Genomic DNA, 24,165 nt, shown 5'->3' on the forward strand with positions numbered 1-24,165 from the left:
CCCTACGGCGGCAACGGACCCGGGTGATAACCGTTCGCTCGAACCGGTCAGCTTCGGTCAGTAGGAGCTGACACCCATCCCCTGCTCGACGAAGTCGAAGACGTCCGTGTACGGGTCACGCAGGACCTTCGGCACATGTTCGTCATGGGCCGCGTTCATCTTCAAGGCGCGCTTCTTCGCTTCCGCATAGCTGCCCGCCGGGATCTGCTCCGGCAGTACGGTCTTGAGGTTCGCGGCGCTGCCGGCGAAGGGCAGTCGCTTCGCCGCCATGTCGCAGACCCCGCCGAAGGTGCCGGTCACCGGCTTGTGGTGCAGCAGCCGCCACACCTCGAAGCAGGGGTGGGAGAAGGCGACACGAACACCCGCCTCGTCGGCCTGCTTCAGCGCCGCCTCGATGGATTCGTGCTCGTCGCGGTCGAACAGACACCAGACGGCGGGCCAGAACTTCTTCTCCAGGCCGCTGCGCTTGGCCTCCCGGGTTTCCTCTCGCATGAGCCGGACCGCCGCCTCGACGAGCTTGATCGGCTTGCGCTGCGAGCCCGGGGCCGACGAGTTCGCGATACGGACCTCCACGCCGGTCACCCCGGCCCGGTCCCGGACGATCTTGATGTACTCGGGTTCGGTGACCCGGCCCTCAGTGAAGACATGCACGACCTTGCGGCGCCGCCCGCCCTTCTTCGCAGGGCCCAGCGGCTCCTTCCCCCTCGTACGCGCCATCAGCTCCGCTCCGCCTCGTACTCGCGTTCCTGTTCGTTCGCCGCCAGCAGACGCCGGGCAATCTGGCCCTCCAGGAGCGAGGGGACCGCACCGAAGGCGCCGGCCAGGTAGGACTTCATCAGGTCCTCGTCCTCCCCCGGGGACGCGGCGGTCAGCGGATACAGCTCGGTGGCCCCGTCCTTGTCCTTCTCCGTCAGCCATACCTGGCTGGGCTCCAACAGACGGCCCCCGCTCGGGGTGGTGAGCACCGACGGGTCGTGCGACGTGAAGACGAGTTGCGCACCCTTCGGATTGGCCTGCGGGTCGTGGAAGAGCCGGACGACCTCGGCGGCGAACCGCGGGTGCAGACTCGAGTCCAGCTCGTCGACGAGCAGCACGGCACCCTCGTCGAGCGCCAGAAGCAGCGGGCCGAGCAAGGCGAACCAGGAGCGAGTGCCGTAGGACTCGTTCCGCCAGTCGAAGGCCACCTCTCCCGTCGCCGACCGGTGGGTGAGCTTGACCGTCGCGCGGTCCCTGCCCTCGTCGACGACCTCGGCCCCGGTGATTCCGAGGTCGGCGACCCGCAGCAGTTCGTTGATTCGGCGGGCGCGGCCACCGGAGAGTTCGTTCATGGTGAACGCCTCTCGCTGCGTGCGCTCGTCCTCCGGGTTGATGAGCCACAGATTGCGGCGGAACCAGTGGAAGAGAGGCGAGAGCTGGGGATGGTTGTCCGTGCCCGCAGTGGACAGCAACAAGGCGTTCGAGCGCGTACGCCGCTCCAGCTGGGCCCGATCCCTCACCCGGCTGCCCGGCCAGTCGTAGATCTTGGCTCGCGAGGCATCGCGGTCGAGCCATACCTGGCGGTGGCCCCGCGGGTAGCTGTGGAGCCATTCCGCTTCGACCCGGTCCGAGCCGAGCTCGAAGCCGTATGTCCAACGCACGCCGTCGAGCACCAGATCCGCCTCGAAGAAGCTCGGCTCCTCGCCTTCCTTGGCGTCCAGTGCAAAAGGGGTTCGAGCGGTGCCGTCGAAGGACGCCCAGCGCGCGTAGGAATTCAGGACGGCGGCGCGCATGTCCGTCATGGCGATCAGCACGTTCGACTTGCCTGACGCATTGGCTCCGAAAATGCCGATGAGTGGGAGCACCGACAGGGCACGGCTGCCGGCGAGCTCGATCCGCCGACCGGTCACACTCGGTTCGTCCTCGGACGTGACGAACGTCAGCTCCTGCTCATCGCGCAGTGACCGGACGTTCGCCGTGCGGAATCTCAGCAGCATGCTGCCCCCTCTCCGCGGCCAGAGTAATGGTCACCACGGACATCAGCCTGCCTTGGGGGCACGCGAGCGTGCCCAGCATCACTCTGGACACGTTCAACAACCGCCCGGTAACTTATGACTGAGCAAGCGCTTAGACATTGCCGCGAACCCACACAGTCACGAGGAGGCGTCCGTGCGCCGTACCGTTTTCAACGAGGACCACGAGGCGTTCCGGGAGACCATCCGGGCCTTCATCGAGGCTGAGGTCGTGCCCGTCTACGACGAGTGGTTCGCGGCCGGCCAGGCGCCTCGCGACTTCTACTACAAGCTCGGTGAGCTGGGCGTCTTCGGGATCAACGTGCCCGAGGAGTTCGGCGGAGCGGGCCTGGACACCCACAAGTTCGAGGCTGTGCTCTACGAGGAGACCTCCCGCGCGGGTGTCCAGTTCGGCGGCTCCGGCGTGCACGTGCTGCTCGCTCTGCCCTACATCAAGATGCTGGCCGACGACGAGCAGAAGAAGCGCTTCCTGCCGAAGTTCGTCACCGGCGAGGAGATGTGGGCGCTGGCGATGACCGAGCCGGGCACCGGCTCCGACGTCGCGGGCATGAAGACCACCGCCAAGCTCTCCGAGGACGGTACCCACTACGTCCTCAACGGCTCCAAGACCTTCATCACCGGTGGTGTGCACGCCGAGCGTGTGATCGTCTGCGCCCGCACCTCCGCACCGACCGCCGAGGACCGCCGCTTCGGCATCTCCCTGTTCGCGGTGGACACCAAGTCCGAGGGCTACTCCATCGGCCGCAAGCTGGACAAGCTGGGCCTGCGCACCTCCGACACCGCCGAGCTGGCCTTCGTCGACGTCAAGGTCCCGGTCGAGGACCTGCTCGGCGAGGAGAACAAGGGCTTCTACTACCTCGGCCAGAACCTGACCTCCGAGCGCTTCGGCATCGCCTTCGGCGCCTACTCCCAGGCGAAGGCCGCCGTCCGCTTCGCCAAGCAGTACGTGCAGGACCGCACGGTGTTCGGCAAGACGGTCGCCTCGTTCCAGAACACCAAGTTCGAGCTGGCCGCCTGCCAGGCCGAGGTGGACGCCGCCGAGGCCGTCGCGGACCGCGCGCTGGAGGCCCTGGACGCGGGCGAGCTGACCCCGGCCGAGGCCGCGTCGGCCAAGCTGTTCTGCACCGAGGTCGCGCACCGGGTCATCGACCGCTGCCTCCAGCTGCACGGCGGCTACGGTTACATGAACGAGTACCCGATCGCCCGCCTGTACGCTGACAACCGCGTCAACCGCATCTACGGCGGCACCAGCGAGGTCATGAAGTCGATCATCGCCAAGAACATGGGACTCTGACCCTGTGAGCGAAGCTCTTGACGGCCTGCTCGATCTGCTCGACCTCGAGCAGATCGAGCAGGACATCTTCCGGGGACGATCGCGTTCGGCGGTCGTACCCCGGGTCTTCGGCGGACAGGTCGCGGCCCAGGCGCTCGTCGCCGCGGGCCGCACCGTCCCCGCCGACCGTACGGCGCACTCCCTGCACTCGTACTTCCTACGCATGGGCGACCCCGGCGCGCCGATCGTCTACACGGTCGACCGCATCCGCGACGGACGCTCCTTCACCACCCGGCGGGTCGTCGCCGTCCAGCACGGCCAGCCGATCTTCCATCTCTCGGCGTCCTTCCAGACGTACGAGGAGGGGCTCGACCACCAGGCCCCGATGCCGGACGCCCCGGACCCCGAGACCCTGCCGTCGGCCGCCGAGAGCATCCCGCAGTACGCGGACACGTTCATCCACCCGGACGTCGCACGGCGCCTGCTCGCCGCCCGGGACGCGGTCGATCTGCGGTATGTGTCCGAGCCTCCGTTCGCCACCGTCGGGCAGCCGCGCGAGCCGCGCTCACAGGTGTGGTTCCGCACCAACGGCAAGCTCGCGGACGACCCGATGCTGCACGTCTGCCTCGCCACCTATGTCTCGGACATGACCCTGCTCGACTCCGTGCTGCTCGCCCACGGGCGGGGCGGCTGGACGGTCGGGGATGTCGTGGGCGCCTCGCTGGACCACGCGATGTGGTTCCACCGCCCCTTCCGGGCGGACGAGTGGCTGTTGTACGACCAGGAGTCGCCGTCGGCGTACGGCGGGCGCGGTCTCGGACAGGCACGTATCTATACGCGGGACGGGCAGCTGGCGATCTCGGTGATCCAGGAAGGCGTGGTCCGCGTCCCGCGCGACTAGGCCGTGCTTGAGAACTCCCGCCTGGGCACCCCGTACGTCAGCTGAGCGGTCGGACTCCACCGGGCCACTCGGGTCATGTCCGGGTCCGGGACTCCAGGATCCGGGCCGTCCCCTCCGGGGCCTCCAGCATCATGTCGTGCCCGCACGCGATCGTGCGGATCTCCCAGCCGTCCGCACGCGCGGCCGCGAGGGACGCGTCGAGGCTCGGCAGCGGCGGGCCGGTGTGCCGCACGTAGACCCTGTGCAGTGCCGCGAGGGGACCCGGGTCGAATTCCACGGGATCCGTCTGGCAGCGGAACGGGAAGTCGGTGAGGCGTGGCCCCGCCCAGGCCCGCAGTCGCTCGTCCCGTACGCCCCACTGAGTGAGGTACGAGGCGTCCGCGGGCAGGTACCAGCCCTCGCCATGCTCGGCCGCCAGCTCACGGTAGCGGCGCGCGGCCTCGGGCGGCTCCACGTCCAGCAGGCACTCCCCGGGCCGGACCAGGAAACCGCCCGCGAGGACCACGGCGGCGAGCCGGCCGGCCGCGCGTTCCGCGACCGGTCCGGCCAGGATTCCGGCGTAGCTGTGCAGGACGAGACGGACGTTGCCGAGGTCCTCGTACCAGATGAGGTCCACCAGGTCGTCCACATGGGTGGCGACGCCGACCTCTCGCGTCAGCTCACGGTGTCGCTCGCCCTGGCCCGTCAGGCTCGGTGTGAACACGCGGTGCCCGTGCCGGGTCAGCAGATCGCGCACCGGTCCCCAGCACCAGCCCCCGTGCATGGCCCCGTGGACCAGGACGTAGTCCGCCACTGTCTCACCGCCTGTCACCCTGGCCCATGGCCGAGATCGAGCACACCTGACACAATCGAGCACACCTGACACAACAGACATACCCTCCCCTCATGGCGAGCGACGAGAACACCGCCGGCGGGCCGGCCGACGCTCCCGTCCCCCCACCGGAGCACATCCCTCCCGGCGAGCCACCGGAAAGCACCGGCACCGTGGTCATTGCGGGTCTGGCCCACCTGGGCATCGCCGTGGCGAAGGCGGTCGCCGGAGTCATCAGCGGGTCGAGCGCGATGCTCGCCGAGGCCGCCCATTCGGTCGCCGACACGGTCACCGGTGTCCTGCCGCCCACCGCGCTGCGCAGGAGCGCGAGGCCCGCCGACGAGGAGCACCCGCTGGGCTACGGGCCCGAGCGCTACGTCTGGGCCGTGCTGGCCTCGGTCGCCACCTTCGTGGGCGGCGCGGTCTTCGCCGTGTACGACGGCATCCGCACGCTCACACACGGCGGTACGCCGGGTGATCCGCTCGTCTCCTACCTGGTGCTGGCCGTCGCCGCGGTGCTGGAAGGGGTCTCGCTGACCAGGGGCGTCAGGCAGCTGCGGGGCCAGGCCGAGCGGCCGCGCGCCCCGGCCCGGCGCCCTCTGCGCCACACCCCACGGCCGGCGGTGAAGGCCGTGGCGATGGAGGACTCCGCGGCGCTGCTCGGGCTGCTGCTCGCCGCGGCTGGCCTGGCCGGTGGCCAGCTCACCGGCTCCACCGTCTGGGACGGCATCGCGTCACTGCTGATCGGGCTGCTGCTGGCCGCCGTGGCCTGGGTGCTCGGCAGCTGCAATGCCGAGCTGCTGATCGGCCGTCCACTGCCGCCACGGATGCGGGAGTCGGTGCGCGAGGAGCTGCTCACCGTGCCCCACATCGTCGAGGTGCTGGAGCTGACCACCCTCATCCAGGGCCCCACCGAGATCCTGATCGCGGCGAAGGTGAACTTCCGGGACGTGGCATCGGCCGAACAGGTGGAGTGGGCCTGCGAGGACGCCGAGCAGCAGCTGCGCCAGCGCTTCCCCGCGATCCGCAGGGTGTACCTGGATCCGACACCGGGAGTGCACCAGGTCCGGCCCGGCTCCCGTCCCGGAACAGCAGGTCCCGCAGCACCCCACGGTCCCGTGGCGTCCCCTGGAGTCAGGGGAGCCCCTGGGGTCAGAGGAGCCCCGCCGCGTTCAGGAGATACGCCGTCATCGGATCGTAGAAACGCGGGTCCGTGACATGGTCGTCCAGCGGAACCGTCACCTGGAGGGTGCCCTCCGCCTCACCGATGAACAGCGCCGGGTCGTTGCAGTCCGCGTAGCCCACGGCGTCGATCCCCCGCTGGCCGGCGCAGCCCGCCCAGCCGTGGTCCGCGACCACCAGGTCCGGCTGGGACCGCCCCTCCCGCCCCAGACCGTCCAGGATGGCGGCCATCGGTTCCGGCGAGTGGGTGTGCCACAGGGTGGCGCCGCGTTCCAGCATCGCGACATCGGCGAACTGGAAGACCATGCCCTCGTCCGCGGTGAGTCCCGAGGGGATCCGCACGATCTCGCAGCCCGCGGCCCGCAGCGCGTCCGCGGTCTGCCGGTGCACATCGAGCAGCCCACCGGGGTGTCCGGTGGCGAAGAGCACCGACTGCCTGGCAGCGGCGGCCTCCTTGAGCCGTGCCGCCATGCGGTCGAGGGCGTCGACGGTCAGCTCGGGGTCGATGGTGTCCTGACCGAACCGGTGCTGGGGATCGTCGTTGACGCCGCAGCGCTCGGCCATGACGGCCAGCACGTCCTGCTCGTCGGTCCAGCGGTCGCCGAGTTCGAGCCCCAGCCAGTAGTGGCGGTCGCCGTTGGCCAGCTTGCGGTAGTGGGAGAGGTTGTTGTCGCGAGGCGTGGCGACGTCTCCGGCGATACGGGTGCGGACGAGGTGGTCGACGAGAGCGGCGCGGTTCGGTATCGGCATGCGCCCATTGTGCCGCCAGGTGTGCGGAGCGTGCCGGGCGTCCCAGAGCGCGGACGCCGCCACCCCGGGTCGGGACTCACGCCGACAGCGACGCGAACGCTCCGTGGGCCAGCTTGCGCAGGAGCGCCTCCATGGCGGAGCGCCCCGGCAGGCCGTTTCCGTAGGAGTTCCCGTACGAGCCGAGATGCGGGGTGGAGTTCAGCAGCCCGAACACGGCGTGGACGGCCGCCCGGACCTGGCCCTCGGGGACCTCCGGGTGGAGCTTGCGGACCACGTCGACCCACAGCTCGACGTACTGGCGCTGGAGCTGGCGCACGAGCTTGCGGTCGCTGTCGCGCAGCCGGTCGAGCTCGCGGTCGTGCAGGGTGATCAGCGGGCGATCGTCGAGGGCGAAGTCGATATGCCCGTCGATCAGTGAGGCGAGCACCTGCTCGGGGGCCCCGCCGGATCCACCGGGTCCATCGGCTTCGGCGACCCTGCGCCTGCCCCCGTCCAGCAGCCGGCCGGAGATCCCGACCAGCAGCTCGGCGAGCATCGCGTCCTTGCCGGCGAAGTGGCGGTACAGACCCGGGCCGCTGATACCGACAGCCGCCCCTATCTCGTCCACTCCGACGCCGTGGAAACCGCGCTCGGCGAAGAGCCGGGCGGCCTCGTTGAGGATCTGCTCGCGCCGGGTCGGGGCGTCGGCTCTGGTGCTCATACAACTGATTCTAGACAGCACGGTTAGCGCTCGTTAACCTGGAGGGGATCGGTTAACGCTCATTAACAAGGAGGGCTGGACCGATGCAGCAGGCACCTGTGCTGGCGAGTGCGGCAGATCCCGCATCCGAGGCCTGGCAGGCCAATGAGGCGGCGCACCGCGAGCTGACCGACACACTGCGCGCGAAGCTGGCCGCGGCCCGTCTGGGCGGCGGTGAGAAGGCCCGCGCACGGCACACCGCGCGCGGCAAGCTGCTGCCACGCGACCGGGTGGACACGCTCCTGGACCCGGGCTCGCCCTTCCTGGAGCTGGCCCCGCTGGCGGCCGACGGGATGTACGACGGCCAGGCCCCCGCGGCCGGGGTGATCGCCGGTATCGGCCGGGTGAGCGGTCGCGAGGTCGTGGTCGTCGCCAATGACGCCACGGTCAAGGGCGGCACGTACTACCCGATGACGGTGAAGAAGCATCTGCGCGCCCAGGAAGTGGCGCTGGAGAACCGTCTGCCGTGTGTCTACCTGGTGGACTCGGGCGGCGCCTTCCTGCCGATGCAGGACGAGGTCTTCCCGGACCGTGAGCACTTCGGCCGGATCTTCTACAACCAGGCACGGCTCTCGGGTGCGCGCATTCCGCAGATCGCCGCGGTGATGGGCTCCTGCACGGCGGGCGGCGCCTACGTCCCGGCGATGAGCGACGAGGCCGTGATCGTGCGGGATCAGGGGACGATCTTCCTGGGCGGGCCGCCGCTGGTGAAGGCGGCGACGGGCGAGGTGGTCACGGCCGAGGAGCTCGGCGGTGGCGAGGTGCACTCCCGGATCTCCGGGGTGACGGACCATCTGGCCGAGGACGACGCCCACGCCCTGCGGATCGTGCGGAACATCGTGGCGACCCTGCCCGAGCGCGGGCCGCTCCCATGGTCCGTGGAGCCCGCCGAGGAGCCGAAGGCCGACCCCTTCGGGCTGTACGGGGCGGTGCCGGCGGACTCGCGCACGCCCTATGACGTCCGGGAGGTCATCGCCCGGATCGCCGACGGCTCCCGGTTCGCCGAGTTCAAGTCGGAGTTCGGGCAGACCCTGGTCACCGGCTTCGCCCGGATCCACGGCCACCCGGTCGGCATCATCGCCAACAACGGCATCCTGTTCGCCGAGTCCGCCCAGAAGGGCGCGCACTTCATCGAGCTGTGCGACCAGCGGGGAATCCCGCTGCTGTTCCTCCAGAACATCTCGGGCTTCATGGTCGGCAAGGACTACGAGCACGGGGGCATCGCCAAGCACGGCGCCAAGATGGTCACGGCCGTGGCCTGCACCCGGGTGCCCAAGCTGACGGTCGTCATCGGCGGCTCCTACGGCGCGGGCAACTACTCGATGTGCGGCCGGGCGTACTCCCCCCGTTTCCTGTGGATGTGGCCCAACGCCAAGATCTCCGTGATGGGCGGGGAGCAGGCCGCATCGGTGCTGGCGACGGTCAAGCGCGACCAGATCGAGGGCCGGGGCGATGCGTGGGCCGTCGATGAGGAAGAGGCCTTCAAGGCCCCCATCCGCGCCCAGTACGAGCAGCAGGGCAATGCGTACTACGCGACCGCCCGGCTGTGGGACGACGGAGTGATCGACCCGCTGGAGACCCGGCAGGTGCTGGGTCTGGCTCTGACCGCCTGTGCCAACGCCCCGCTTCCGCAAAGGGACAGCGCGGCGCCCGGCTTCGGCGTCTTCCGGATGTGAGGGACTGTGGACTTCAAGGGACAGACGATGTTCGACACGGTTCTGGTCGCCAATCGCGGTGAGATCGCGGTCCGCGTCATCCGGACGCTGCGGGCCATGGGGGTGCGCTCGGTCGCCGTCTTCAGCGACGCGGACGCCGATGCCCGGCACGTCCGGGAGGCCGACACCGCGGTGCGGCTCGGTCCGGCCCCCGCGGCGGAGAGCTACCTCTCGGTGAAGCGGCTGCTGGACGCGGCGCGGCTCAGCGGAGCCCAGGCGGTCCACCCCGGCTATGGCTTCCTCGCGGAGAACGCGGCGTTCGCCCAGGCCTGTGAGGACGCGGGGCTGGTCTTCATCGGTCCGTCCGCGTCGGCGATCTCGCTGATGGGCGACAAGATCCGCGCGAAGGAGACCGTACGCAAGGCGGGGGTACCGGTGGTGCCCGGTTCGTCCGGGTCCGGGCTGACGGACGACCAGCTCGCCGACGCCGCCCGGGAGATCGGGATGCCGGTGCTGCTGAAGCCGTCGGCGGGCGGCGGCGGCAAGGGCATGCGGCTCACGCGGGTCGAGTCGGCGCTGCTGGAGGAGATCGCCGCTGCGCGGCGCGAGGCGCGGGCCTCGTTCGGCGATGACACCCTGCTGGTGGAGCGGTGGATCGACCGTCCCCGGCACATCGAGATCCAGGTGCTCGCGGACGGGCACGGCAATGTGGTGCACCTCGGCGAGCGCGAGTGCTCGCTTCAGCGCCGCCACCAGAAGATCATCGAGGAGGCGCCGTCCGTCCTGCTGGACGAGGCGACCCGGGCCGCCATGGGCGAGGCCGCTGTACAGGCGGCGCGCTCCTGCGGCTACCGCGGCGCGGGCACGGTGGAGTTCATCGTCCCGGGCAGTGACCCTTCCGCCTACTACTTCATGGAGATGAACACCCGGCTCCAGGTGGAGCACCCGGTCACCGAGCTGATCACCGGTCTGGATCTGGTGGAGTGGCAGCTGCGGGTGGCGGCGGGCGAGCGGCTCTCGTTCGTCCAGGAGGACGTCCGGCTCACCGGTCACGCCGTCGAGGCCCGGATCTGCGCGGAGGACCCGGCGCGCGGCTTCCTGCCCTCCGGTGGCACGGTGCTCGCCCTTCATGAACCGCAGGGCCAGGGCCTGCGCACCGACTCGGGGCTCAGCGAGGGCACCGAGGTTTCCAGCCTCTACGACCCGATGCTGTCGAAGGTCATCGCCTACGGCCCCGACCGCCGGACCGCGCTGCGCAAGCTGCGCGCGGCCCTGGCGGACACGGTCACCCTCGGCGTGCCGACCAACGCGGGCTTCCTGCGCCGTCTGCTGGACCACCCGGATGTGGTCTCGGGCGACATGGACACGGGGCTCGTGGAGCGGGACGCGGACGGCCTGGTGCCCGGTGGCGTGCCCGACGAGGTGTACGCGGCGGCGGCACTGCTGCGCCGGCCGGGGGCGTCCGGGACGTCCGGCGGCTGGGTCGACCCCTTCTCCGTCCCGAACGGCTGGCGGCTGGGCGGTGAACACGCCGCGACGGTCCACCACTTCCGCATCCCCGGCCAGGACCCGCTGACGGTCCGGGTGAGCGATACGCCGGCGGGGGCCGCGTGCACCGTGGGCGACGCGCCCGCGAAGCCGGTGCGGCGGGTGCGGACGGACGACGGGCCGGGACTGCCGGCGGGCGGGGCCCGGGACCGGTCCGGCACCGTCACCGTCGAGGTCGACGGGGTCACCCACACCTTCCGGCATGCCATCGGGCCCGAGGGGATCTGGCTCGGCCGGGACGGTGACTCCTGGCACGTCCTGGACCACGACCCGGTGGAGGCCTCGCTCAGCGGCGCCGCCCGCCAGGGAGCGGACACGCTGGCGGCGCCGATGCCGGGCACCGTGACCGTGGTCAAGGTCTCCGTCGGTGACACGGTCGAGGCGGGCCAGAGCCTGCTGGTCGTCGAGGCGATGAAGATGGAGCACGTCATCTCCGCCCCGCACGCCGGCACCGTCACCGAGCTGGACGTCACCCCGGGCGCCACCGTCGCCATGGACCAGGTGCTCGCCGTCGTGGCCCCGCGCGAGGACGGACCGAAGGAGCCGAGCGATGACTGACGGACTGCCGATGCAGGTACCCGTCCCGGAGCTCCCGCCGCGGGTGCGCATCCATGAGGTGGGCGCCCGTGACGGTCTCCAGAACGAGAAGGAGGTCGTCCCGACCGAGGTGAAGGCGGAGTTCATCCGCCGTCTCGCCGACGCGGGCCTGACCACCATCGAGGCCACCAGCTTCGTCCACCCCAAGTGGGTTCCCCAGCTGGCGGACGCCGAGGATCTGTTCCCGCGCCTCGGCGGCCTCGAGGGTGTCGCCCTGCCCGTCCTCGTACCCAACGAGCGCGGCCTTGAGCGTGCCCTTGCCCTGGGGGCGCGCCGGATCGCGGTGTTCGGGTCGGCGACCGAGACGTTCGCGGCCCGCAACCTCAACCGGACGGTCGCCGAGTCGCTCGCCATGTTCGAGCCCGTCGTCGCCCGCGCGAAGGACGACAAGGTCCATGTGCGGGGCTACCTCTCGATGTGCTTCGGCGACCCCTGGGAGGGCAGGGTGCCCATCCACCAGGTGGTCCGGGTCGCCAAGCAGCTGATGGACCTGGGCTGCGACGAGCTGAGCCTCGGGGACACCATCGGTGTCGCGACCCCCGGTCATGTGCTCGCCCTGCTCGCCCAGCTCAATGAGGAGGGCGTGCCCACCAGCGCCATCGGGGTGCACTTCCACGACACCTACGGCCAGGCCCTGGCCAACACCTTCGCGGCGCTGGAGCACGGCGTGACCACGGTCGACGCCTCGGCAGGCGGCCTCGGCGGCTGCCCGTACGCCAAGAGTGCCACCGGAAACCTCGCCACCGAAGACCTCGTGTGGATGCTCCACGGCCTCGGTATCGACACCGGGGTCGATCTCGACCGGCTCAGCGCCACCAGCGCGTGGATGGCCGAGCAACTGGGCCGACCCAGCCCGTCCCGCACCGTGCGGGCCCTGTCCCACAAGGAGTCCTAGCCATGTCGCTCGACCACCGTCTTTCCTCCGAGCACGAGGAACTCCGGCGCACCGTCGAGGAGTTCGCCCACGATGTGGTCGCCCCGAAGATCGGCGACTTCTACGAGCGGCACGAGTTCCCCTACGAGATCGTCCGCGAGATGGGCCGTATGGGCCTGTTCGGACTGCCCTTCCCCGAGGAGTACGGCGGGATGGGCGGCGACTACCTGGCCCTCGGTATCGCCCTGGAGGAGCTCGCCCGGGTCGACTCGTCCGTGGCGATCACCCTGGAGGCCGGCGTCTCGCTGGGAGCCATGCCGGTCCACCGCTTCGGCACCGAGAAGCAGAAGCGCGAGTGGCTGCCCCGGCTGTGCTCCGGTGAGGTCCTTGGCGCCTTCGGCCTCACCGAGCCCGACGCGGGCTCGGACGCGGGCGGCACCAAGACCACCGCCGTGCGCGACGAGAGCACCGGCGAGTGGGTGATCAACGGCTCCAAGTGCTTCATCACCAACTCCGGCACGGACATCACGGGCCTGGTCACGGTCACCGCGGTCACCGGCCGCACCCCCGAGGGCAAGCCGCGCATCTCCTCGATCATCGTGCCGTCCGGCACCCCCGGCTTCACCGTCGCCGCCCCCTACTCCAAGGTGGGATGGAATGCGTCGGACACCCGTGAGCTGTCGTTCGCCGACGTCCGGGTCCCGTTCGCCAACCTGCTCGGCGAGGAGGGCCGCGGCTACGCCCAGTTCCTGCGCATCCTCGACGAGGGCCGTATCGCGATCGCCGCGCTCGCCACGGGTCTGGCCCAGGGCTGTGTGGACGAGTCGGTGAAGTACGCCAAGGAGCGGCACGCCTTCGGCCGACCGATCGGGGACAACCAGGCCATACAGTTCAAAATCGCCGACATGGAGATGCGGGCGCACATGGCCCGGATCGGCTGGCGCGACGCGGCTTCGCGCCTCGTCCTCGGTGAGCCGTTCAAGAAGGAGGCGGCGCTCGCGAAGCTCTACTCCTCCACGGTCGCGGTCGACAACGCCCGCGAGGCCACCCAGATCCACGGCGGCTACGGCTTCATGAACGAGTACCCGGTGGCCAGGATGTGGCGGGACTCCAAGATCCTGGAGATCGGCGAGGGCACGAGCGAGGTCCAGCGGATGCTGATCGCAAGGGAGTTGGGGCTCACGGGCTGAGCTTGCGGGCGGTGCCGGGGGTTCCGGTACGACCCCCACCTCTGGACAAGATCTGAGGTTAGGCTAACCTACCTTCGAATCTCGGCCACGAGGCCGCCCCCGGCACGCACGAAAGCGAAACTCCTCATGCCCCATGCCGCTTCCCCCCTGACCCGCCGCGGACTGCTCGCAGCGGGCGGCGCCCTCGGCCTCACCGCCGCCCTCACCGCGTGCGGCGACGACAAGAAGAAGGGCGACACGGCCTCGGACGCCAAGAAGTCCGGACCGTGGGAGTTCAAGGACGACCGCGGCCAGACGGCGAAGGCGCCCAAGTCCCCGGCGAACATAGTCGCGTTCACCGGCGTCGCCGCCGCCCTGTACGACTACGGCGTCGAGTGCAAGGGCGTCTTCGGGCCGACGAAGACCAAGGACGGCAAGGCCGACATCCAGGCCGGCGACATGGACGTCAGCAAGGTGACGGTGGTTGGCAATGTGTGGGGCGAGTTCAGCGTCGAGAAGTACGCGGCCCTCGCTCCCGACGTGCTGATCTCCACCCTGTTCGATGCCTCGGGCACGCTGTGGTACGTCCCCGAGGAGTCCAAGGACAAGATCCTCAAGCTCGCTCCGAGCGTCGGCGTCTCGGTGTACGACCGCCAGCTGCCCGAGTCGCTGAGCCGCATGCTGGAACTGGCGAAGTCGCTCGGCGCCGACGTGCAGGCCGACAAGGTCACCGCGGCGAAGAAGCGGTTCGAGGCGGCCGCCGAGCGTCTGCGCGCGGCAGCCAAGTCCAAGCCGAACATCAAGGTCCTCGTCGGCTCCGGCGCCGACACGATCTTCTATGTCTCCGGCTCGAACCTCTCCATCGACCTCGAGTACTTCAAGTCCCTCGGCGTGAACATCGTCGAGCCGTCGGAGGCGGCCAAGAAGGCCAGCGGCGGCTGGTACGAGAACCTCAGCTGGGAGAACGTCGACAAGTACCCGGCGGACATCATCATGATGGACGACCGCTCCGCGACCCTGCAGCCGGCCGTCCTCGACAAGTCGAAGCCGACCTGGAAGCAGCTGCCCGCGGTCAAGGCGGGCCAGGTCATCCCCCGCACGCCCGAGCCCATCCTTTCCTACGACAAGTGCGTCCCGCTTCTGGAGACCCTGGCCGAAGCCATCGAGAACGCGAAGAAGGTCGCCTGACGATGACGGCAGCCGCAGCCGCCCCGTTCCGTTTCTTCCCTCTCCAGGTCGTACGGACGCGGCGGCTCGGCCCGTCGCTGATACGCGTCACCTTCGGGGGTGAGGCGCTGATGGACTTCGCGTCCGGGGGCCGCGACCAGTCGCTCTCCCTCTTCCTGCCGCACCCGGGGCAGCACGCACCCGTGCTGCCTGCCCCTCAGGACAGCAGCACGGAAGCCATGTACGCCACGCTCGGCGCCTGGCGGGCGCTGCCCGCGGACGAACGCGCCGTGATGCGCTCGTACACGGTGCGGGAGCAGCGTCCCGGCGCGGGTGAACACGGCGAGATGGACATCGACTTCGCCGTCCACGAGGACGGCGGCCCGGCCTGCCGGTGGGCGCAGCGGGCCTCCGCCGGGGACCGGGTGACCGTGCTCGGCCCCGCCGTCGCCGACAACACCGCCGTGCGATTCCGACTGCCCGATGACGCCGACTCGGTGCTGATCTGGGCGGACGAGACGGCGCTACCCGCCGCTTCGGCCATCCTGGAGTGGCTGCCGGCCGGCATCCGCGCACAGGTCTGGATCGAGGTCCCGCACGCCGGTGACCGGATGGAACTCGCCACCGCGGCCGAGGCCACCGTCACCTGGCTGGTACGGGACGAGGGCGCGCCACCGGCCGTCGAGGCCGTGCGGGCCGCTGAGCTCGCGGGCTCGGCGCCGTATGCCTGGATCGCGGGTGAGTCGGGGGCGGTCAAGGCACTTCGCCGCCAGCTGGTGAACGAGCGCGGGCTGGACAAGCGCCGGGTCACGTTCGTGGGCTACTGGCGCAAGGGCCTGAGCGAGGACGCCCTGCGCGAGACCCCCGACGACGCGTCGTAGCCCTCACACCCGAACCCGGACCCCCATGCCGCCCCGCGGCCACGTCGCCATCCGCGAACGGGGCCGCATCGGCGTGCGCACCCGCCTCCGGGCAATCTCCGTTCGGTGCCTGCCTCATGAGTGTGAGCCACATCGCTTCCGCTTCATCGGAACAGGGATCTCCGGGCGTCGAAATTCAGGTTAGGCTAACCTAAGCTCCAATCCCCGCACCGCTCCCTCCTGCCCCAGAGGGCACCTTTGTCACGTCCCCGCACCGGGAAGGCCACCCCATGCGCTCGCACCTGCTCAACGACACAACGGCGGAGCTCTACCGCAGCTCCGTGATCGAAGGAGTCGAGCGGGTGGCGAACAAACTCGCCACGACTCGGCAGCCGTTCACCGGCATCACCCCCGATGAACTCGCCCCCACGATCGCCGCCGTCGATCTCGACCAGCCCCTCGGTGACGCCTCGGCCGCGCTCGACGAGCTGGAGCAGGTGTATCTGCGCGACGCGGTGTACTTCCACCACCCCCGCTACCTCGGCCACCTCAACTGCCCGGTCGTCATCCCCGCCGTGCTGGGCGAGGCCGTGCTCTCGGCCGTCAACTCCTCACTGGACACCTGGGACCAGAGCGCCGGCGGCACCCTGATCGAGCGCCGGCTCATCGACTGGACCACCGGCCGGATCGGTCTCGGCCCGGCCGCCGACGGCGTGTTCACCAGCGGTGGCACCCAGTCCAACCTCCAGGCGATGCTGCTGGCCCGCCAGGAGGCCAAGACGGACGACCTGTCGAGGCTGCGTGTCTTCGCCTCCGAGTGCAGCCACTTCAGCGTCCAGAAGTCCGCCACCCTGCTCGGGCTCGGCCCCGACGCCGTCGTCTCCGTCCCCACCTGCCACGACAAGCGCATGCAGACGGTCGCCCTCGCTGCCGAACTCCAGAAGTGCCGTCAGGAGGGCCTGGTCCCCATGGCCGTGGTGGCCACCTCGGGCACCACCGACTTCGGCTCCATCGACCCGCTGCCGGAGATCGCCGAGCTGTGCGAGCAGTACGGCGCCTGGATGCATGTGGACGCCGCCTACGGCTGCGGGCTGCTGGCCTCCCCCACCCGCCGCCATCTGCTGGACGGCATCGAGCGCGCCGACTCCGTGACCGTCGACTACCACAAGTCCTTCTTCCAACCGGTGAGCTCCTCCGCACTACTGGTACGGGATCACGCCACGCTGCGGCACGTCACCTACCACGCGGACTACCTCAACCCCCGGCGCACCATCGAGGAGAGGATCCCCAACCAGGTCGACAAGTCCCTCCAGACCACCCGGCGCTTCGACGCGCTCAAGCTCTGGATGACCCTGCGGGTCATGGGCGCCGACGGCGTGGGGCAGCTCTTCGACGAGGTCTGCGACCTGGCCGCCGACGGCTGGCGCCTGCTGGCGGGCGACCCCCGCTACGACGTGGTGGTCGAGCCCAGCCTGTCCACGCTGGTGTTCCGCTACATCCCGGCGCACGTCACCGCGCCGGCCGAGATCGACCGCGCCAACCTCCACGCCCGCAAGGCCCTGTTCGCCTCGGGCGAGGCAGTGGTCGCGGGCACCAAGGTCGACGGCCGCCAGTACCTGAAATTCACCCTGCTGAACCCCGAGACGACCATGGCCGACATCGCCGCCGTCCTCGATCTGATAGCCGGCCATGCCGAGCAGTACCTGGGAGAGAACCTTGTCCACGCGTCCTGAGCACCGTGACATCCACGATTTCATCGGTATCGGACTGGGTCCGTTCAACCTCGGCCTCGCCTGCCTGACCGAGCCCATCGCCGAGCTGAACGGCGTGTTCCTGGAGTCCAAGCCGGACTTCGAGTGGCACTCGGGGATGTTCCTGGACGGCGCCCACCTCCAGACCCCGTTCATGTCGGACCTGGTGACCCTCGCCGACCCGACGTCCCCGTACTCCTTCCTCAACTACCTGAAGGAGAAGGGCCGTCTCTACTCGTTCTACATCCGGGAGAACTTCTACCCGCTGCGGACCGAGTACAACGACTACTGCCGCTGGGCCGCCGCCAAACTGAGCAGCATCCGCTTCAGCACCACGGTGACGAGGGTCGAGTACGAGGCCGGGGACGAGCTCTACGCCGTCCACACCACCGGCGGCCAGGTGTTCCGGGCCCGCCGGGTCGTGCTCGGCACCGGCACTCCTCCGTACATCCCGGACACCTGCCAGGACCTGGGCGGCGACTTCGTCCACAACTCCCGCTACCTCCAGGCCAAGGAAGAGCTCCAGAAGAAGAAGTCCATCACCCTGGTGGGCAGCGGGCAGAGCGCGGCGGAGATCTACTACGACCTGCTCTCCGAGATCGACGTGCACGGCTACCGGCTCAACTGGGTCACCCGTTCCCCGCGGTTCTTCCCGCTGGAGTACACCAAGCTGACCCTCGAGATGACCTCCCCCGAGTACATCGACTACTTCCACGCGCTACCGGAGGCCACCCGCTACCGGCTGGAGTCGCAGCAGAAGAACCTCTTCAAGGGGATCGACGGCGACCTCATCAACGAGATCTTCGACCTGCTCTACCAGAAGAACCTCGGCGGTCCGGTGCCCACCCGGCTGCTCACCAACACCGCCCTGCACAGCGCCCGGCACGAGAACGGGACCTACACCCTGGGGCTGCGTCAGGAGGAGCAGGAGAAGGACTTCGAGATCGAGACCGAGGGCCTGGTCCTGGCCACCGGCTACAAGTACGCCACTCCTGCCTTCCTGGAGCCCGTGCGCGACCGGATCCGCTGGGACGGACAGGGCCGCTTCGACATCGCCCGCAACTACGCGATCGACACCACCGGGCGCGCGATCTTCCTCCAGAACGCCGGGGTGCACACGCACTCGATCACCTCGCCCGACCTCGGCATGGGCCCGTACCGCAACGCCTACATCATCAGTGAGCTGCTCGGGAGCGAGTACTACCCCGTGGAGAAGACCATCGCGTTCCAGGAGTTCGCCGTATGAGCACCACCGCCCCTGCCCTGGGAACGTTCTCCTTCCGTCCCCTGGACCCTCTCGCCGACGCGGAGTTGCTGCACGGCTGGGTCACCCACCCCAAGGCCGCGTTCTGGATGATGCAGGACGCCAGGCTGGAGGACGTGGAACGCGAGTACATGGCGATCGCGTCGTCCGAGCACCACCACGCCTTCCTCGGTCTGCTGGACGGCGAGCCCGCTTTCCTGATGGAGCGCTACGACCCGCGGCACATCGAGCTGGTCGGGCTGTACGAGCCCGAACCGGGCGATGTCGGCATGCACTTCCTTGTGGCCCCGACCGACACCCCGGTACACGGCTTCACCCGGGCCGTGATCACCGCCGTGATGGGGGAGCTGTTCGCGGACCCGGCGACCCGGCGCGTCGTGGTCGAACCGGACGTCGCGAACAAGGCCGTGCACGCACTCAACGAGGCCGTCGGCTTCGTACCCGAGCGCGAGATACAGAAGCCCGAGAAGAAGGCACTGCTGAGCTTCTGCACCCGCGAGCAGTTCGAAGCAGCCACCGGAGCCGCCTGATGAACACCACGAGCATCGACAGCGTCGCCCACCTCACCCCAGCGCTGTGGGCCGAGGCCAGCCGGTTGCTGATCCGCAAGGGGCTCGCCGAGTTCTCCCACGAGCGGCTGCTCGCACCGAAGGACCTCGGCGCCGGCCGGTACGCGGTGTCCAGCGACGACGGCAGGACCGAGTACCGCTTCACCGCCGACCGGTACGCCCTCGACCACTGGCAGATCGACCCCGTGTCGGTCAGCCGCCACCGCGACGGCGCCGAGCTGCCGCTGGACGCCCTGGACTTCTTCACGGAACTGCGCGGCGCGCTGGGCCTGTCCGACGAGATCCTGCCGGTCTACCTGGAGGAGATCTCCTCGACTCTGTCCGGTACGGCCTACAAACTCACCAAGCCGGACGTCTCCGCCGCCGAGCTGGCGCAGGCCGGTTTCCAGGCGATCGAGACCGGGATGACCGAGGGCCACCCCTGCTTCGTCGCCAACAACGGGCGCCTCGGCTTCGGCATCCACGAGTACCACCAATACGCCCCCGAGACGGCGGCCCCCATCCGGCTGCTGTGGCTGGCCGCGCACCGCTCCCGAGCCGCCTTCACCTCCTGCGTGGACCTCGGCTACGAGAACCTGATGCGGGCGGAGCTGGGGCAGGACACCCTCGACCGGTTCGACGCCCGACTGCGCGGGCTCGGTCTGGACCCGGACGACTATCTGCTGATGCCGGTGCACCCCTGGCAGTGGTGGAACAAGCTCTCCGTCACTTTCGCCGCCGAGATCGCCCAGCAGCGGCTGGTGCCGCTCGGCGAAGGGGACGACGAGTATCTGGCCCAGCAGTCGATCCGTACCTTCTTCAACACCAGCGACCCGGCGAAGCACTATGTGAAGACGGCCATGTCCGTGATCAACATGGGCTTCATGCGTGGTCTCTCGGCGGCGTACATGGAGGCCACGCCGGCCATCAACGACTGGCTGGCAGCGCTGGTGGCGAGCGACGAGGTGCTGAGGGCGGCCCGCTTCTCGATCATCCGCGAGCATGCGGCGGTGGGCTACCGGCACCTGGAGTACGAGGCCGCCACCGACCGCTACTCGCCCTACCGGAAGATGCTCGCCGCACTGTGGCGCGAGAGCCCGGTGCCCACGCTGGTGGAGGGCGAGCGCCTGGCGACCATGGCGTCCCTGCTGCACACCGACCGTTCGGGGAAGTCCTTCGCGGGCGCCCTGGTCACCGGGGCGGACCTGGCCCCCGAGGAGTGGCTGCGGGGCTATCTGGACGCCTATCTGGTGCCGGTGCTGCACTGCTTCTACGCGTACGACCTCGTCTACATGCCGCACGGAGAGAACGTGATCCTCGTGCTCGGCTCGGACGGCTCGGTGCGGCGTGCGATCTTCAAGGACCTCGCCGAGGAGATCTGCGTGATGGACCCGGACGCGGTCCTGCCACCCGCGGTGGAGCGGATCCGCGCCGAGGTCCCTGAGGACATGAAGCTGCTGTCGGTCTTCACCGATGTCTTCGACTGCTTCTTCCGCTTCCTGGGAGCCACGCTCGCGGCAGAGGGCGTGCTGGACGAGGACTCGTTCTGGCGGACGGTCGCCGCGTGTGTCTCCGGCTACCAGGAGTCCATGCCGCAGCTCGCGGACAAGTTCGCCCAGTACGACATGTTCGCCGACGAGTTCGCGCTGTCCTGCCTCAACCGGCTCCAGCTGCGCGACAACAAGCAGATGGTGGACCTCACCGACCCCTCGGGCGCGCTCCAGCTCGTGGGCAGTCTGCGGAACCCGATCGCGCCGTTCCGCCGGTAGGCCGAGGGCGGCACGGTCACGGACGGGCGGGCGCCCTGCGGAGATACGGTCCTCCGCGGGGCGCCCGCTTCACGCGCGTCCCCGGCGGAGCCGGATCCTCCGCCACCCCGGTGCCAGAATCACCCGCATGGCGGAAATCATCGACAAGAGCGGCACCTGGATCTTCGACGGCGACGGTGTGCGGATCGTGCCCGGCCATGACAGGGGCGTGAGCCTGCTGCGCCGTACCCTCGGTGAAATCGGCATACCGCTGGGCGCGTTGGCCGGGATCTCGTACGCGCCCGGCAAGAAGTCCGGGCTGCTCAAGCTCCGTCTGCGCGAAGGTGCGGACCCGCTGCTGACGGTCGCCCGGGGCAGGCTGGACGACGACTCCGACCCCTACCGGCTGACCGTGTCACCGGAACGCGCGGGCGTCGCCGAGTACTTCGTGGACGAGGTACGCAACGCCCTGTTGCTCGAGGGGATCGACGACGGCCCGGCGAGCTCGTATCTGCTGCCCGGCCCCAGCGTGCCCCTCAGCGTCGGCGCGGGCGACGGCACGGTCGCCTTCGACGGCGAGCAGATCCGGCTGGAGTGGAACTGGAAGACGGACGACACCAAGGCGTCGGCCGGTCCCCAGGTCCTGGACCTCGCCGAGGTCACCGCCGTGGAGTGGCTGCCCGCGACCGGTCTGGAGAACGGCTACCTGCGGTTCCGGGTGGCTCAGGCCAGACCGCCTGCGGCGCCGAAGTACGATCCCCTCTCCGTGGAGCTCTGGGGCTTCCGCAAGGACCCGCTGATGGCGCTGGTCGGGGCGGCCGTGCTGGTACGGCTGCGGCAGCTCCCGGTCCCCCGGGCGGCCCTGCTGCCCCCGGAGCCCGCAGCCGTCGCCGACGATCACGACGTACTGCTCCGCAGGCTGCGTGAACTGGGTGAGTTGCATCACGCCGGGATACTGACGGACGACGAGTTCGCCGCCGCCAAACAGGCGGTTCTCAAGCGCATGTGAAGCCCGCAGAGCTGGCCTCTGTAACCTTGGTCACGCAGGTGCCTGCCCGGATTCGGGCAGGAATCTTGCGTTCAGGGCCGGTCGCCCTTCAGTATCTACGGGTGCTCGATCGCCGACCGCCGTCCCATGAGGACCTCATCGACCATCTGGTGCGCAGCACCGCGCTCCAGCGCGGTGAAGCGGTCCGGGTGGTGCTCGATGTGCTGGCGTTCTTCGACGAGACCACGGAGGAGTTCGTCCGCCGACGGCACCGCGAGCTCCAGTCCGGCGGAGCCGTGAACGCGGAGATCTTCGACCGTGTCGCGGCCGAGCTGCGGCACCGTGCCGTGGCACCGCCCGAGCTCACGCTCAGGCAGCTGCGCCGGATCGTCTACGGCTGATCGTCCGGACGGACGCATCGGACGGCCGGGCACCACACCCATCGAACCTGGAGGGGCAAAGACTTTATGTGCGGAATCGTTGGTTACATCGGGAAGCGCGATGTCGCGCCGCTGCTGCTGGAAGGCCTGGCGCGGCTTGAGTACCGGGGCTACGACTCCGCGGGCATGGTCATCACCAGCCCGAAGGCCTCCGGGCTGAAGATGGTCAAGGCCAAGGGCCGGGTCCGGGACCTCGAGGCCCGCGTCCCCAAGCGCTTCACCGGCACCACCGGTATCGCGCACACCCGCTGGGCCACCCACGGCGTCCCGAGCGACCACAACGCGCACCCGCACATGGACCCCGAGAACAAGGTCGCCGTCGTCCACAACGGCATCGTGGACAACGCCATGGAGCTGCGCGCCAAGCTCGAGGCCGACGGGGTCGTCTTCGCCTCCGAGACCGACACCGAGGTGCTCACCCACCTGATCGCCCGCTCCCAGGCCGAATCCCTGGAGGAGAAGGTCCGCGAGGCGCTCAAGGTCGTCGAGGGCACCTACGGCATCGCCGTCATGCACGCCGACTTCAACGACCGCGTCGTCGTCGCCCGCAACGGCTCCCCGGTCGTCCTCGGCATCGGCGAGAAGGAGATGTTCGTCGCCTCCGACGTCGCCGCGCTGGTCGCCCACACCCGCCAGGTCGTCACCCTGAACGACGGCGAGATGGCCACCCTGAAGGCCGACGACTTCCGCACCTACACGACCTCGGGCACGCGCACCACCGCCACCCCCGAGACCGTCGAGTGGGAGGCCGCCTCCTACGACATGGGCGGCCACGACACCTACATGCACAAGGAGATCTCCGAGCAGCCCGACGCGGTGGACCGCGTGCTGCGCGGCCGCATCGACGACCGGTTCTCCACCGTGCACCTGGGCGGGCTCAACCTGGACGCCCGCGAGGCCCGCGGCATCCGCCGCGTCAAGATCCTCGGCTGCGGCACCTCCTACCACGCGGGCCTGATCGGCGCCGGGCTCATCGAGTCCCTGGCCCGTATCCCCGCCGACTCCGAGCCCGCTTCCGAGTTCCGCTACCGCAACCCGGTCGTGGACCCCGACACCCTCTACATCGCCGTCTCCCAGTCCGGTGAGACCTACGACGTGCTGGCCGCCGTCCAGGAGCTCAAGCGCAAGGGCGCCCGCGTCCTCGGCGTGGTAAACGTGGTCGGCTCCGCGATCGCCCGCGAGACGGACGGCGGCGTCTACGTGCACGCCGGCCCCGAGGTGTGCGTGGTGTCCACGAAGTGCTTCACCAACACGGTGGTCGCCTTCGCGCTGCTCGCGCTGCACCTGGGCCGTATCCGCGACCTGTCGGTGGCCGACGGCAAGCGCATCATCGAGGGTCTGCGCAAGCTGCCCGCCCAGATCTCCGAGATCCTCGAGTCCGAGGACGAGATCAAGAAGCTGGCGGCCGAGTACGCGGACGCCAAGTCGATGATGTTCATCGGCCGGGTGCGCGGCTACCCGGTGGCGCTCGAGGCCTCCCTGAAGCTCAAGGAGATCTCCTACATCCACGCCGAGGCCTACCCGGCGTCCGAGCTGAAGCACGGCCCGCTGGCGCTGATCGAGCCCGCGCTGCCCACGGTTGCGATCGTGCCGGACGACGAGCTGCTGGAGAAGAACCGCGCCGCGCTCGAGGAGATCAAGGCCCGCAGCGGCAGGATCCTCGCGGTGGCGCACCAGGAGCAGGAGAAGGCCGACCACACGGTGATCGTGCCGAAGAACGAGGACGAGCTGGACCCGATCCTCATGGGCATCCCGCTCCAGCTGCTGGCCTACCACACGGCCCTGGCCCTCGGCCGGGACATCGACAAGCCGCGCAACCTGGCGAAGTCGGTGACGGTGGAGTAGTCCACCTCCTACGGCAGACGGCGACCCCCTGCACACGCCACCGGCG

At 69.7% G+C, this 24,165-nt stretch carries 21 protein-coding genes; 16 read left to right on the forward strand and 5 right to left on the reverse strand.

Going from position 1 to position 24,165, the window contains the following annotated elements; all coding sequences use genetic code 11:
- Positions 1-57 precede the first annotated feature (57 nt).
- Complete coding sequence (locus ACFV6V_RS18540) at positions 58-717, reverse strand: RloB family protein (RefSeq protein WP_385566014.1); 660 nt, start codon at positions 715-717, stop codon at positions 58-60.
- Positions 717-1,973 carry an ATP/GTP-binding protein gene (locus ACFV6V_RS18545; RefSeq protein ID WP_385566016.1) on the reverse strand — a complete coding sequence of 419 codons (1,257 nt, stop codon included), beginning with the start codon at positions 1,971-1,973 and terminating at the stop codon, positions 717-719. Before ACFV6V_RS18545 ends, ACFV6V_RS18540 begins: the two co-directional genes overlap by 1 nt.
- 172 nt (positions 1,974-2,145) lie before the next feature.
- Between ACFV6V_RS18545 and ACFV6V_RS18550 the strand changes: the two genes are divergently transcribed.
- Complete coding sequence (locus ACFV6V_RS18550) at positions 2,146-3,303, forward strand: acyl-CoA dehydrogenase family protein (protein ID WP_385566019.1); 1,158 nt, start codon at positions 2,146-2,148, stop codon at positions 3,301-3,303.
- A gap of 4 nt (positions 3,304-3,307) precedes the next feature.
- The gene (locus ACFV6V_RS18555) at positions 3,308-4,183 is read left to right on the forward strand and encodes an acyl-CoA thioesterase (RefSeq protein WP_385566021.1); all 876 of its coding nucleotides are present in this window, start codon (positions 3,308-3,310) and stop codon (positions 4,181-4,183) included.
- Positions 4,184-4,256: 73 nt separating this feature from the next.
- Here the strand turns inward: ACFV6V_RS18555 and ACFV6V_RS18560 are convergent, their stop codons facing one another.
- The gene (locus ACFV6V_RS18560; protein WP_385566024.1) at positions 4,257-4,976 is read right to left on the reverse strand and encodes an alpha/beta fold hydrolase; all 720 of its coding nucleotides are present in this window, start codon (positions 4,974-4,976) and stop codon (positions 4,257-4,259) included.
- Positions 4,977-5,068: 92 nt separating this feature from the next.
- Between ACFV6V_RS18560 and ACFV6V_RS18565 the strand changes: the two genes are divergently transcribed.
- Positions 5,069-6,211: a cation diffusion facilitator family transporter gene (locus ACFV6V_RS18565; RefSeq protein WP_385566027.1), complete on the forward strand. Its 1,143-nt coding sequence runs from the start codon at positions 5,069-5,071 to the stop codon at positions 6,209-6,211.
- Here ACFV6V_RS18565 and ACFV6V_RS18570 read toward each other — a convergent pair.
- Positions 6,147-6,926 carry a phosphatase gene (locus tag ACFV6V_RS18570; protein WP_385566029.1) on the reverse strand — a complete coding sequence of 260 codons (780 nt, stop codon included), beginning with the start codon at positions 6,924-6,926 and terminating at the stop codon, positions 6,147-6,149. The genes ACFV6V_RS18565 and ACFV6V_RS18570 overlap by 65 nt on opposite strands.
- A gap of 76 nt (positions 6,927-7,002) precedes the next feature.
- Positions 7,003-7,626 (reverse strand): TetR/AcrR family transcriptional regulator, encoded by a 624-nt coding sequence (locus ACFV6V_RS18575; RefSeq protein WP_385566031.1) that lies wholly within the window; start codon positions 7,624-7,626, stop codon positions 7,003-7,005.
- Between the two features lie 83 nt (positions 7,627-7,709).
- Here ACFV6V_RS18575 and ACFV6V_RS18580 point away from each other — a divergent pair, with 83 nt between their 5' ends.
- The 13 genes from ACFV6V_RS18580 to glmS all read left to right on the forward strand — a co-directional run bounded on the left by ACFV6V_RS18580 (position 7,710) and on the right by glmS (position 24,119).
- The gene (locus ACFV6V_RS18580; RefSeq protein WP_385566034.1) at positions 7,710-9,341 is read left to right on the forward strand and encodes a carboxyl transferase domain-containing protein; all 1,632 of its coding nucleotides are present in this window, start codon (positions 7,710-7,712) and stop codon (positions 9,339-9,341) included.
- 27 nt (positions 9,342-9,368) lie between these two features.
- Positions 9,369-11,426 (forward strand): acetyl/propionyl/methylcrotonyl-CoA carboxylase subunit alpha, encoded by a 2,058-nt coding sequence (locus ACFV6V_RS18585; protein WP_385566036.1) that lies wholly within the window; start codon positions 9,369-9,371, stop codon positions 11,424-11,426.
- Positions 11,419-12,360 carry a hydroxymethylglutaryl-CoA lyase gene (locus ACFV6V_RS18590; protein ID WP_385566039.1) on the forward strand — a complete coding sequence of 314 codons (942 nt, stop codon included), beginning with the start codon at positions 11,419-11,421 and terminating at the stop codon, positions 12,358-12,360. Before ACFV6V_RS18585 ends, ACFV6V_RS18590 begins: the two co-directional genes overlap by 8 nt.
- Positions 12,361-12,362: 2 nt before the next feature.
- Entirely contained in the window at positions 12,363-13,529 is a 1,167-nt protein-coding gene (locus ACFV6V_RS18595; RefSeq protein WP_385566042.1) for an acyl-CoA dehydrogenase family protein, read from the forward strand.
- Between the two features lie 126 nt (positions 13,530-13,655).
- On the forward strand, positions 13,656-14,696 hold the full coding sequence (locus ACFV6V_RS18600; protein WP_385566044.1) for an ABC transporter substrate-binding protein: 1,041 nt from the start codon (positions 13,656-13,658) through the stop codon (positions 14,694-14,696).
- A gap of 2 nt (positions 14,697-14,698) precedes the next feature.
- Positions 14,699-15,556 carry a siderophore-interacting protein gene (locus ACFV6V_RS18605; RefSeq protein ID WP_385566046.1) on the forward strand — a complete coding sequence of 286 codons (858 nt, stop codon included), beginning with the start codon at positions 14,699-14,701 and terminating at the stop codon, positions 15,554-15,556.
- Between the two features lie 269 nt (positions 15,557-15,825).
- On the forward strand, positions 15,826-17,268 hold the full coding sequence (locus ACFV6V_RS18610; protein ID WP_385566049.1) for a pyridoxal phosphate-dependent decarboxylase family protein: 1,443 nt from the start codon (positions 15,826-15,828) through the stop codon (positions 17,266-17,268).
- Positions 17,225-18,532 (forward strand): lysine N(6)-hydroxylase/L-ornithine N(5)-oxygenase family protein, encoded by a 1,308-nt coding sequence (locus ACFV6V_RS18615; protein WP_385566051.1) that lies wholly within the window; start codon positions 17,225-17,227, stop codon positions 18,530-18,532. The genes ACFV6V_RS18610 and ACFV6V_RS18615 overlap by 44 nt, the downstream gene beginning before the upstream one ends.
- Positions 18,529-19,080, forward strand: a complete 552-nt coding sequence (locus ACFV6V_RS18620; protein ID WP_385566054.1) for a GNAT family N-acetyltransferase — start codon at positions 18,529-18,531, stop codon at positions 19,078-19,080. The genes ACFV6V_RS18615 and ACFV6V_RS18620 overlap by 4 nt, the downstream gene beginning before the upstream one ends.
- On the forward strand, positions 19,080-20,867 hold the full coding sequence (locus ACFV6V_RS18625) for an IucA/IucC family protein (protein ID WP_385566056.1): 1,788 nt from the start codon (positions 19,080-19,082) through the stop codon (positions 20,865-20,867). The genes ACFV6V_RS18620 and ACFV6V_RS18625 overlap by 1 nt, the downstream gene beginning before the upstream one ends.
- 127 nt (positions 20,868-20,994) lie before the next feature.
- Positions 20,995-21,855, forward strand: coding sequence for a DUF4429 domain-containing protein (locus tag ACFV6V_RS18630; RefSeq protein WP_385566058.1), 861 nt, complete (start codon positions 20,995-20,997; stop codon positions 21,853-21,855).
- A 101-nt stretch (positions 21,856-21,956) separates the two neighbouring features.
- Positions 21,957-22,235 carry a hypothetical protein gene (locus ACFV6V_RS18635; RefSeq protein WP_385566061.1) on the forward strand — a complete coding sequence of 93 codons (279 nt, stop codon included), beginning with the start codon at positions 21,957-21,959 and terminating at the stop codon, positions 22,233-22,235.
- Between the two features lie 66 nt (positions 22,236-22,301).
- Positions 22,302-24,119, forward strand: a complete 1,818-nt coding sequence (gene glmS / locus ACFV6V_RS18640; protein WP_385566063.1) for a glutamine--fructose-6-phosphate transaminase (isomerizing) — start codon at positions 22,302-22,304, stop codon at positions 24,117-24,119.
- Positions 24,120-24,165: the final 46 nt, after the last annotated feature.

It is taken from the genome of Streptomyces sp. NPDC059828, assembly GCF_042731955.1.
Taxonomy (GTDB): Bacteria; Actinomycetota; Actinomycetes; order Streptomycetales; family Streptomycetaceae; genus Streptomyces.